Genomic DNA, 10,822 nt, shown 5'->3' with positions numbered 1-10,822 from the left:
TTCGTGAGCCGCACGCAGCGGCTAGAGGGCGTTGACCGCGGCCGCGATCCGGTCGAGCTCGGCGCGCACCACGATGAGCCGGTCCAGGCCGAGCCGCTCGCACCGCTCCGCGAGCTGGTCGCGGACCTGAGCCTCGTCCCCCACCAGCGCGTAGGGGCAACGGGTGAGGTCACGACCCGGCAGCCCCAGATCGCCACAGAGCTTCGCCGAAACATCGGCGGTCTCGGTGGAACGGCAGAACTGGACCCAGGTCACGAAAACCGATGCCTGGGGCCGGGGCCGGCCGGCCAGGGCGGCGGCAGCTTCCACGGCGGCCATCGACTCGGCCAGGTCGTCGATGGTCGTCTGGATGCGACGGACGGCGTCCGAACGCGTCGGCACCGGACCCTGGATGCGGCCGCGGTGCGTCGGCGGGCCGAGGTCGACAGCGTCGGCGTGACGGCCCGCGAGCGCCAGCACACCGGCCGACCCGCCGCCGATGAACAGCCGCGGCGACGTCGCCGGTCGGGGCGCCACCGGCAGGTCGTCGGCGACCGTGGGGACGGTGGCGATCCCGGTGTCCCAGAGCTTCCGCGCGAGCAGGCAAGCCCGTTCGAGCCGAGCCAGCCGTTCGGTGAACGGAGGCATCGGCGCGCCCAGCGCGGCGAACTCGGCGGGGTTCCAGCCCGCGCCCAGCCCGGCCAGGACGCGGCGCGGATCCGCGATGACCGCCACCTGGTTGAGCGAGCGGATCAGATGCGCGGGGTGGGTCCAGGCCGCGTTGAGCATCATGGTGCCGAGTTCGAGGCGTTCGTTGAGCGTCGCGGCGACAGCGAGAGTCGTGAGCGGGTCGTACCCCGGCCTGGCCGTGCGGCGGTCGGGCCCGTGCACGTCGAAGAGGTGGTCGGCGACGACCACACCATGGATGCCGATGTCCTCGAACCGGTCGAGATCCCTGCGCAGGTCGCGCCAAGGGCTGCGGGGCATGAGCGTCATCAGTTCCATGGACGTGTGCGGCGTCCTCTCGTGATTCGGTGGTCGAGCGTGGACGGCGGCACTAGGCCGCAGCGCTGTCTTCGGTGGCCTCCTCAGGTTCCTGCGGCGGCAGCTCGCCGGACGAACGCAGCGGGGACGCCCAGGCGACGGCGGTGCCGACCAGCATGAGCCCGCTGCTGACGACCAACGTGGCCCGCAAGCCGGCCGCTGCCCCGAAGAAGCCGCCGAGCGCCGCTCCGAGCACCTGTGTGCCGTAGACCAGGAACCGCCAGGTCGCGTTCGCGCGCGAGAGCAGGGCCGGCGGGATATGGGCCTGGCGCAGGGTCTGCTGGTTGACGCCGTAGATGGGTGGCCCCAAGCCCCGCATGCTCTGTGCGATCACCACGACCACGATGGCCGGCACCAAGGCGCCGCTCGCCGCCGCGAGCACCAACCCGGCGACGGACGCGACCAGCATGCCGGTGATGAAGGCCGGCCCGTGGCCAAGGCGTCGCGTCACGCCTGTGGCCAGAACGGCGCCGAGGATGCCGGCGGCGCCCGCGATGGCGATGACCACGCCTACGAGAGCCGAGGAGAACCCGAGGGTCCTGACCAGGTAGAGGACCAGCACGACGTTCTGCATCTGGCCGGCGAGGGCGCCGATCGTGGCGGCGACGGTCACCGCCCGGACGATCGGATGGGTGAAGACCGCGCGCAGCCCGTGGAAGATTTCGACGAGCAGGGAGCGCCGTCGACGCTCCGTGTGGGCATCCGTCCTGCCGGACGCTCGGATGCGTGTCTTCAACACCCCTGAGATCACGAACGACAGGGCGTCCGCCGCTATCGCGATCGGTGCGGTGACCAGCGTCACCAGCAGGCCGCCGAGCCCGGACCCGGCCGTGTTGACCGTGGCGGTCACCAGCGCCAACGAGCTGTTGGCCGGGAGCAGATGACTGCGGGGCACCACTGCCGGGGTGAATGACTGGGCGGCCACCATCTCGAACAGGCCGCCGATGCCCGCCAGCACCGCCACGACGTAGAGCTGCCACATCTGCAGCCAGCCGAACATCGCCAGCACGGGAATCGAGCCGAGCAACGGCGCTCGCGCGAAATCGGCCAGGATCAGCGTGCGCCGGTAGGACATGCGGTCGACCCAGACTCCGGCGGGCAGCCCCAGGATCAGGTGCGGCAGCATCGACACCGCACCCAACATGCCCATCTGCGCAGGGGAGGCGTGCAGGTAGCTCACCGCCGTCAGCGGCAGTGCCACGGTGGTGATGCTCGACCCCAGCAGCGATATGGAGCTGCCGGTGAAAAGCTTACGGAAGTCCGGGAATTCCCGCAGAACATGCCATGGCCGGTCGGCGCGCCGAGGTGAATCGTCGGTCTCGAGAGGGGCCGACGTGCGGGCCCGGTCCGCAGCCACTTTGCCATGATATCGAGTCGGAGAGCGGATGCCCAAGCCCGGACATTGGCAATCGACACCAGGCGGAGGATCGGCCTGAATATGGTGTGTCGTCAGCCTGACGTATCGGCTGCTGCTATGGACGACTCATGGGCAACGTTTTAGGATCGGATTTCGTCGAGATATGTTGATGAGGAGAGACGGCCGGAAGGGTTGGCGTCGGCTGTGCTACGGACAGGCCAGAAACGACATTCGGCGTGTCCCCTCACTTCGAGGGCGTGACGCTTCAGAGCCGACCTCGACATTGGCTGACCGTTGTCCGGCGCAACCGCCACAATCTCAGGAGGTGGGCGATGACCCAGGACTACGCCTCGATCCGGAGCCAGGCGACAACCGTATCCGACGCGGAAATAGACGAGCTGGCGGCCACATTTGACAGAGACGGTTATGTCGTCGTGCCGGCCGCCGTATCGCGTGAAGACGCCCGGTACTATCGCGACCAGATCCTCGGCATGCTGCCGTCCGACCTGTCGATCCCGCTGGCCTGGGGTTCCGCATACGGTCGAATCAAGCCGTTGCACGAAAACGGCAAGCACACCTTCGCGCTTCCGGAACTGCTGCCCACCTGGCAGAACGAGCGACTCTACCGGCTCGCCGCACGACTTCTGGGCAGTGAGCGCCTGCGTGTCCACGACGGCTCACTGTGCATAACCATACGACACGATCCACGCGACCGGCCGCTCGTCCAGGAAGCGAGCGGCGGCGGCCCGCGGGTCCATCTCGACACCGGGGTACCGCGAGATCTCGACAGGTTCAGGCTCGATCCGCCGGAGATGGAGGTCGGTGGCTGCTACTACTTCACCGATGTCGCCCCCGGCGGAGGCGGGATCGCGATATCCCCGGGCGGTCACCGCTGGGTGGCCGAGCAGGCCGCGGCGTCCCCCAAGGGCCGTCGCCTGTACGGGAACTGGGGCCAGATCACCGGCGCGCCACCGCTGGTAGAGGTGGTGGGAAATGCCGGCGATTTCGTCATGCATCACTACCTGAGCCCGCACGCCGTCTCGCACAACCTTTCCGAGACGACGCGGGTCGTGCAGTTCGTGCGCTACCGGCGACTGGACAACCCGTACGGGCTCGTGCCGCCGGTGGAGCCCGGGACCTACGACGAGAAACAACTCGGTGTCCTCACGGACCTGGGCCGAAAGCTTCTCGGTATCGACCCGTGGCCGGACGAGGTACGTTGACGGTGGGTTTCCTCGACGACGACGGAGTTTTCCCCGCGTCCCACCACGAAGACATCGTCTGGTTCTATCGGATGCACGGGTACGTGGTCGTGCGGGGCCTGGTGCGCGAAGACGAGCTTGGCCGCATCAGGCAGGACTGTCTCGAACTGCAGCGCAGGGCTACGGCCGGTGAGCTGCCGGACCGCCACATTCCGAGAGGCCTGGGGCGTCGACCCGGCACCGTCGCGAACTACGTGGACCACATATCCGAGCTGTCCGAGGCCGTCCGATCGGTGGCGGAAGACGCGACCCTGCAGGCGATCATGCGAAGTCTTCTGGGAGATGACTGCTGGCCGGGATATCTGGGCGGGCGCCAGGTCAAGTACCAGGACGCCCGGCCCGGCGCCGACTCCCAGTACTCCCGGATCGGCTGGCACTCGGACTGGCAGGCCGCGCCCACACTGCCGATCTTTCCCAAGGTGGCGTTCACCCTCCACCTCGACGCCACCAGCCCGTACAACGGGTTCCTCCGGGTCTTGCCCGGTAGCCATCTCTGGGCGACACCGGCTCGATCGAGGGACGACGGCGACGGGCGCGTCTCCGACCTTCCCGACCTTGTCGGCGGCTATACGAAAGCACGCCCGCCCTTTCCTATGCCGCACGGTTTCGACAAGCTTCGGGGTGAGGTCGGCGTCTACGCCGCGGAGGGCGACGTGATCCTCCACGACGGCTACGTCTGGCACGCGGCCGCCCGAGCGACAGATGACAACGCACGACGTCGCCACGTTCGAGGGAGCTACTACACGGGTGAGATACCCGGCCCCGGGGAGGCGAGCGGTTCGATCAGGACGGCGGCCCGTTGACCACCCGATTCCGGCACCGCTGCTACAACGCATTGACTCGCGTTCATGACTCATAGTATCGTCGGCTTGACTGCATGGGCGGCATTATTCATCTAATGACGCACGGCCGTGTGACGGCGATCCAACGTGAAAGACGCAGTCGATTTCCCGCGAGTAGCGCGCCACATAGGCCATCGAGTCGCCGGACAAGATGTAGTTGCCGAACAGCATCGGTGGACTACGACTCACACGGATTCTTCGAGGATATGTCGGTCAGCGAAAGGTCGTCATGAAGAGTACGGTCGGGATGGCGTCGAAGCCGAACCGGGACGACGAACTCGACCTCGTCGATCCTCGTACGCGACAGGTTCGCGGGACGATGCGGAACAGTTGTGCCGAGGATACGAAGCGGGCGGTCGCGCGAGGCAGAACGGCTTACGAGTGGTGGCGTTGGCTGACGCCGAAGGCTCGCGAAGAACGACTCAGCAGACTGGCGGACCTGATAGAGGAGCAAATAGAGAACTACGCTCTGCGGGAGGTCGCCGGTACCGGAAAACCGATCGGCGAGGCAGTCGGCGAGGTGCGCCAGGCCGTCGATCTGTTTCGGTTCTACGCCTGGTCGGCACGGACACAGCCCTCGGTCGCGGCCGGTGGCCTCGTCGCGGGCCACGAGAGCTGGGTGCGCTGGGAGCCCCTGGGTGTGGTCGCCGTGGTGGTGCCCTGGAACTATCCGCTTCTCATGACCGCCTGGCGTTGCGCCCCAGCGCTCGCGGCAGGCAATTGCGTCGTGGTGAAACCGGCCGAGACGACCCCCGACACAGCGATGCTCCTCGCGGAGCACGCCGACGCGGCCCTGGGAGAGGGCGTGCTCGGCTGCCTCACCGGTGACCGGGACACGGGCCGGCTGCTGGTCTCGTCGGACGTCGACGTGATCGCTTTCACCGGAAGCGCCGTCGGCGGACTGGATGTCGCGCACCGCGCCGGTGTCAGGCGGGTGAGCCTTGAGCTGGGCGGCAACGCTCCAGCGATCATCCTGCCCGACGCCGACAGCGGCACCTACGCCGACCTGGCGGCGGCGGCGACCTACAACGCGGGTCAAAGCTGTGCGGCGCCGGCACGGATCATCACGCTCGACCGCAACTACGACACCGCGGTGGCGGCCCTCTCCGCCGGCATGCGTGATCGGGTGGCGGCACGCGACTTCGGTCCGTTGAACAACCCCCACCAGCTGGCGAGATGTAACCAGCTGCTGAACGACTCGAACGCCGCGGTGAGGGAGGGCGGGACGGTGGCCCCTGGGCCTGGGGAGAGCAACGGGCACTGGCGTTCCACCATGCTCCTCGCCGACGTTCCCGACGGCGACTGCACGGTTACCGAGGAGGTTTTCGGGCCGGTGCTGACCGTGCAGCACGCCGCGGACGTGGAGTCGGCGGTCCGGATGGCGAACAGCCAACGCCAGGCTCTGGCGGCCAGCGTGTGGACTCGCGATCTGCATGCCGCCCTGGCGATCGCGCCCCGGCTCAACGCCGGTGAGGTGTGGGTCAACTGCCACTTGGTGCAGACCGCCGAGCTGCCGCACGGCGGCCGCGGCGAGTCCGGCAGCGGCACCGACCTCAGCACCATCGCACTCCATGAGTACCAACGGCCGAAGACCGTCACGATACGTGTCGATGCCTAACACACCGGTGGATCGGGACATGGCCAGGGAGCCGGTGACAACGGAACCCGCCGGGCGCGCCGGCCGTTACGCCGGGCTGTTCGCCTATGCGCGCACCGCCGCTGAGCGAATCGCGGCCAGCCCGCACCGACCGGTCACCGGACGGGCGGTGCGGTTGCGGGCGGCCGCCCTTGCCCTGCTGGATGCGCCGCACCGGACGCCGCCAGATCACGAAGTGCCTCGGACGGCTGCGTACGATGCGCTGGACGTCCTGGTCGAGGAGTGGCCGAGTCTCGCGGTCGGCCGATTGGACGGAGCCGACGTGATGCGCTCGCGACCGGGCCTTTGGGGACGCCTCATGACCGAGTGGCCCATGATGGAGTACGCCGACGCGCTCGTCGCCGCCTTACCTCGGCTCTACACGGGCACCGAATCCGTCCTGGAGATCGGATCGGGGGTGGGTAACGCCACAGCCCGGCTCGCGCCGCTCTACCGCGAACGGCTCGTCTGGACCGATCGCGAGCTGTCGCTCGTACGGCACAGCCGGTGGCCGGGGACCGGGCGCGTCTTCGATTTCGACCTGGAGCCTCCAGACGATCTGGGGCGGTTCGACGCCATCGTTGGCATCAACGCGTTGCACTGTGCCGCGGACATCGCCCGCACCCTTGGCCGGTTGCGCCGCCTTCTGCTGCCTGGCGGGATTCTGCTCCTGGCCGAGGGCAACTCGCCGACGCGGTCAGATGGCACCCCTTGGGCTCTCGACCTGCTGTTCAACGCCTTTGACGGTTGGTGGGACCGCGGTGGTTTCCGCACCCGCTCGGAGTGGCGCGAGGCCCTGTCGAGCCAGGGATACACCGACATCCGCACAAGTGCCATGACGGCGGGCAGCGACGATCTCGGTGGCCTGATCTGGGCCTATAGGCCCGAGTAGGCGCCGCCGACGTCCAGTCCCGCGGCGAGGCCGAGGAGATCGCCGGCGAGGCGCCGGTGCCGGCGTCCGGCTGCTGTGGGTGTACCGCATCACGCCGCCGTCGCTAGGGTCCGGTGCCATGGTCACCCCCCTGGAGCCCGGCGACCCGCGCGTACTGGGCGAGTTCACACTGAGCGGACGGCTCGGCGAGGGCGGGCAGGGGGTGGTGTTCCTCGGCCGGTCGCCCCGAGACGAGCCGGTCGCGGTGAAGGTGCTCAAGTCGGGGCTCGACGCGCCGGTGAAGGAGCGCCTGGTCCGCGAGCTCGACGCGATGCGCGGAGTCGCGCCCTTCTGCACCGCCCGGGTGCTGACCGCGGTGGTCGACGGGCGGATGCCGTACGTGGTGAGCGAGTTCATCGACGGGCCGTCCCTGCAGCAGCGGGTTGACTCCGGCGGCCCGCTGAGGGGCGGGGAGCTGGAACGCCTCGCGGTCGGCACGGCCACGGCGCTCGCGGCGGTGCACGCGGCCGGGATCGTGCACCGGGACTTCAAGCCGGCCAACGTGCTGCTGGGGCCGGACGGCCCCCGGGTGGTGGACTTCGGCATCGCCAGGCAGGGCGCGAGCGACACGATCACGGCGGGCCCGGTCGGCACCCCGGCCTATCTGGCGCCCGAGCAGATCGCCGGGGATCCGGCCACGCCGGCCTCCGACGTGTTCGCCTGGGGAGCCACGATCGTCTTCGCCGCCACGGGCCGCCCGGCCTTCGGCGCCGCCACCGTCCCCGCCGTCATGCACCGGATCCTGACCGCCGAGCCCGACGCCTCGGCGCTGCCCCGGCCGCTGCGCGGGGTGGTCGAACGCTGCCTCGCCAAGGATCCCGCGCGCCGGCCGGCCTCCCGCGACCTGCTGCTGGAGCTCGTCGGGGCCACCCCCGACCCGCTACAAGCGGGCGCGGCCGCGGCGGCCACCAGGCCGGAGGGCGTACGGCAGGGCGGGACGACCGCGATCCTCCCGGCCTTCCCGGGCGCCGGTCCGGCCGGAACGATCCCGCCGGGTCCGGACACCGCGGCGGGTGACCGCCGGCAGGCCTCCCGTACCGGGATCGTCGCCGGGGCGGTGGCCGCCGTGGCCGCGCTGTCGGTCAGCGCCGCGCTGCTGGGGCCGCGCCTGCTGTCCGGCGGCTCGCCCGGCACCTCGCCGCACGCCGGCGCGACGACGACCGTCTCGCGGACCGCCGGCTCACCGGCGCGGCCCGCGGACGCCACACCGGGGGACACCGTCACGGACGACGGCGCGACCGAGGACGACACCGCGACGACGGACGACACCGCGACGACGGACTACGCCGCGGAGGACCCCACGGCGACCCCGAAGGCCACCGCAGTGCCGTCGACCACGCCGGGCGGGACGGTTCCGGCCGCGTTCGCCGGCACCTGGGGAGGCCATGTCGTGCCCGACGAGCTCGTGGGAACCAGCGAGGCCGACGTCCAGATCGTGCTGGAACCGGGCGGGCGCACCGGAAGGTGGCAGGATACCGACAGCTCGTGTCGGGGGAGTCTGACGCTGACGCGCGGCTCCGCCACGGCACTCGTCTTCCGGCTGGACAGGTGCGCCGCGGGCAGGGTCACCCTGACCCGGACGGGTGAAGGGCTCGCCTACCGGCGGGACGGCGGCGATGACGGCGTCACCTACCAGGGCCTCCTGATCAGGGACTGACCACCCCGCACGGACATCCCCGGCCTGCCGGCGCCGCCGCTCAGGGCTCGTCGGCGGGGAGGGCGAACATCCGGATGAACATCGGCCGCGCCCCCGGTGGCGCGTCCTGTGCCCGGTGGCTGTACCGGAGCAGCAGGGCGATGTACGCGTCGAAGAACTCGGCGAACTCCTCCTTGGTCATCCGGCCGAGACCGCGCGAGCCCTTGGCCCAGTCGGGATCGCGCCGGTAGGCCTCGGGGAAGCGCTCCAGGAGTGCCCGGTCCTCCTCGAAGCCGACGCGGTGGAACTCCTCCAGCACCGGGCGGTCCTCGGGCGCGAGCTGTCCGGGGGCCGGCGCGCGCAGGTCGCGCGGGGTCTCGGCCCTGCGCCACCAACGCTCCCGGCCTGCCGATCTCTCGGGGATCTCCTCGATGAAGCCGTACTTCTCCAACTGGCGCAGGTGGTAGCTGGTCGTGCCGGTCTTCGCGCCGAGCAGCTCGCCGATCGTCGTGGAGGTCGCGGGCCCGTGGATGTTCAGCTGGCGCAGGATGAGGCGCCGCATGGGGTGGGCCAGAGCCCTGAGACGGGCCGGGTCGTCGAGCAGGAACGGCTCCTCGTCCTTCATGAGGATCACCCTAGTCCTCCAGAACGATATCTGCAGAGAACTATCTGCCGAGACCTCTCTGCAGACTAGTTTCGGCATCATGCAGCGAATCACCCTGGCTCTTGGCCTCGTTCTCACCCTGATGGCCGCCCCCGCGGCGGCCGCCGCCCCGCCTCCCCCCGCCGCCGGAGCGGAGGTCGCCGTTCCCGCCGACCTCTCCGGAAGGGAGGTGAGCTTCACGGGCGGCGGCGGCCTCACCCTGCACGGCACCGTCCTGTCGCCGGTGAAGGCGTCACCGGGGCGGCCCGGCATGGTGCTCGTCCACGGGGCCGGCACCGGCACGCCGCGCGCGAAGCTCATGGGCGAGGCCGTGGCGTTCGCCCGCGGAGGCATGTCCGTGCTGGTCTACGACAAGAGATCGGAGGGATACTCCCTCTTCCACCGGTCCTACTCGGTCCTCGCCGACGACGCGCTGGGCGCGGTGGCCGCGCTCCGGTCGCAGGCCGGTGTGGACCCGGCGAAGGTGGGCGTCTGGGGGCTCAGCGAGGGCGGCTGGGTCGCGCCCCTAGCGGCCTCCCGCTCCCGGGACGTCGCGTTCGTCGTGGTCGTCGGCGCCAACGCGCTCGCGCCGCTGCGGCAGCAGACCTGGGCCACCGCCGCGGGCCTGCGCAAGGCGAAGGTGGCGGGATCGCTGGTGGACCGGGCCGAGCCGAAGCTGTACCGGGCGATCGCCGACGGAGGCATGTTCCCCGAGCCCTGGTACGACCCCGAGCCCACCCTCGCCGCGGTGCGGCAGCCGGTGCTCGCCGTCTGGGGCGTCCACGACCTGCTCACGCCGCCGAAGGAGACCCCGCCGATCTTCGCGCGGGCGCTGGAGAAGGGCGGCAACCGGCACTACACGTTCCGCTTCTTCCCGGGAGCGGACCACGCCGCCCACCTCACGCCCGACGGCGGTGTCACCCGGCTCCCCGCCCTCGCGCCCGGGTACGCCGGCCTGGTCGGCTCCTGGGTCCGCGAGGTCGTTTCGGGACGGCCGCCCCTGGCGAGCACGTCGGGCCCCGCGCCCGAGCAGGCGGACCCGACCGTGCCGGTGGACCGTCCCGCGCCGTGGGAGTCGGCGCCGGTGCAGGCGGTCGTGATGCTGCTGCTGATCGTCGCGTTCGCCGCCTACCCGTTGACCGCCCTCGCCCGCCGGCTGCGCGGGCGGTCCCGTACGGCCCGGCCTGCCGCGCCCCGCGTGCTCAGCGCGGCCGGGCTGGTCGCGGTGCTCGGGTCGTTCGCCTTCCTGTTCTACCTGCTCATGACCGGAGGCAAGCTGGCCGCGCCGGGACCCGTGGTGCTCGGCCGCCCGATCGTCTGGCTGGCCCTGCAGGCCCTGGCGCTGACCACGGTGGCTGCCGCCGTACGGACGGCCGGCGCGTGGCGGAGGGCCGGGACGAGGAGCGAGCGGGTCCGCCTCGGTGTCCTGCTCGCCGGCGGCGTCGCGTTCCTCCCCTGGGCCCTTTACTGGGGTTTGCTGCTCCCGTAAGGG

General features: G+C 70.6%; 9 protein-coding genes. 6 read left to right on the top strand and 3 right to left on the bottom strand.

All coding sequences use genetic code 11. The annotated features are described in order from the left end of the window. Window positions 1-21: 21 nt before the first annotated feature. Window positions 22-984, bottom strand: coding sequence for an LLM class flavin-dependent oxidoreductase (locus F5972_RS00700; protein WP_150930049.1), 963 nt, complete (start codon window positions 982-984; stop codon window positions 22-24). A 52-nt stretch (window positions 985-1,036) separates the two neighbouring features. Then, entirely contained in the window at window positions 1,037-2,380 is a 1,344-nt protein-coding gene (locus tag F5972_RS00695) for an MFS transporter (protein ID WP_191909877.1), read from the bottom strand. Between the two features lie 332 nt (window positions 2,381-2,712). Between F5972_RS00695 and F5972_RS00690 the strand changes: the two genes are divergently transcribed. The 5 genes from F5972_RS00690 to F5972_RS00670 all read left to right on the top strand — a co-directional run bounded on the left by F5972_RS00690 (window position 2,713) and on the right by F5972_RS00670 (window position 8,708). Continuing rightward, the gene (locus F5972_RS00690; protein WP_150930046.1) at window positions 2,713-3,603 is read left to right on the top strand and encodes a phytanoyl-CoA dioxygenase family protein; all 891 of its coding nucleotides are present in this window, start codon (window positions 2,713-2,715) and stop codon (window positions 3,601-3,603) included. A gap of 2 nt (window positions 3,604-3,605) precedes the next feature. After that, a complete protein-coding gene (locus F5972_RS00685; RefSeq protein ID WP_150931189.1) occupies window positions 3,606-4,445 on the top strand; it encodes a phytanoyl-CoA dioxygenase family protein in 840 nt (279 codons plus the stop codon). A gap of 268 nt (window positions 4,446-4,713) precedes the next feature. Then, window positions 4,714-6,102, top strand: coding sequence for an aldehyde dehydrogenase family protein (locus F5972_RS00680; RefSeq protein ID WP_225311065.1), 1,389 nt, complete (start codon window positions 4,714-4,716; stop codon window positions 6,100-6,102). Between the two features lie 19 nt (window positions 6,103-6,121). Then, window positions 6,122-7,012, top strand: a complete 891-nt coding sequence (locus F5972_RS00675) for a class I SAM-dependent methyltransferase (protein ID WP_191909876.1) — start codon at window positions 6,122-6,124, stop codon at window positions 7,010-7,012. 118 nt (window positions 7,013-7,130) lie between these two features. Continuing rightward, complete coding sequence (locus tag F5972_RS00670; protein WP_150930044.1) at window positions 7,131-8,708, top strand: serine/threonine-protein kinase; 1,578 nt, start codon at window positions 7,131-7,133, stop codon at window positions 8,706-8,708. Window positions 8,709-8,748: 40 nt separating this feature from the next. Here F5972_RS00670 and F5972_RS00665 read toward each other — a convergent pair whose 3' ends face one another. After that, on the bottom strand, window positions 8,749-9,312 hold the full coding sequence (locus F5972_RS00665) for an ArsR/SmtB family transcription factor (protein WP_191909875.1): 564 nt from the start codon (window positions 9,310-9,312) through the stop codon (window positions 8,749-8,751). A gap of 79 nt (window positions 9,313-9,391) precedes the next feature. Between F5972_RS00665 and F5972_RS00660 the strand changes: the two genes are divergently transcribed. Continuing rightward, window positions 9,392-10,819, top strand: coding sequence for an alpha/beta hydrolase family protein (locus F5972_RS00660; RefSeq protein WP_225311064.1), 1,428 nt, complete (start codon window positions 9,392-9,394; stop codon window positions 10,817-10,819). Window positions 10,820-10,822: the final 3 nt, after the last annotated feature.

This window comes from Microbispora cellulosiformans, from assembly GCF_008728085.1.
Lineage (GTDB): Bacteria > Actinomycetota > Actinomycetes > Streptosporangiales > Streptosporangiaceae > Microbispora > Microbispora amethystogenes.
This window is presented reverse-complemented; position numbering and strand designations above follow the sequence as displayed.

What these genes read in the sequence shown, in the direction of transcription:
- F5972_RS00680 (WP_225311065.1), top strand. Translation starts at nt 4,714, where the DNA reads ATGAAGAGTACGGTCGGGATGGCGTCGAAGCCGAACCGGGACGACGAA.
- F5972_RS00665 (WP_191909875.1), bottom strand. Translation starts at nt 9,312, where the DNA reads ATGAAGGACGAGGAGCCGTTCCTGCTCGACGACCCGGCCCGTCTCAGG.
- F5972_RS00670 (WP_150930044.1), top strand. Translation starts at nt 7,131, where the DNA reads ATGGTCACCCCCCTGGAGCCCGGCGACCCGCGCGTACTGGGCGAGTTC.
- F5972_RS00690 (WP_150930046.1), top strand. Translation starts at nt 2,713, where the DNA reads ATGACCCAGGACTACGCCTCGATCCGGAGCCAGGCGACAACCGTATCC.
- F5972_RS00675 (WP_191909876.1), top strand. Translation starts at nt 6,122, where the DNA reads ATGGCCAGGGAGCCGGTGACAACGGAACCCGCCGGGCGCGCCGGCCGT.
- F5972_RS00660 (WP_225311064.1), top strand. Translation starts at nt 9,392, where the DNA reads ATGCAGCGAATCACCCTGGCTCTTGGCCTCGTTCTCACCCTGATGGCC.
- F5972_RS00700 (WP_150930049.1), bottom strand. Translation starts at nt 984, where the DNA reads ATGGAACTGATGACGCTCATGCCCCGCAGCCCTTGGCGCGACCTGCGC.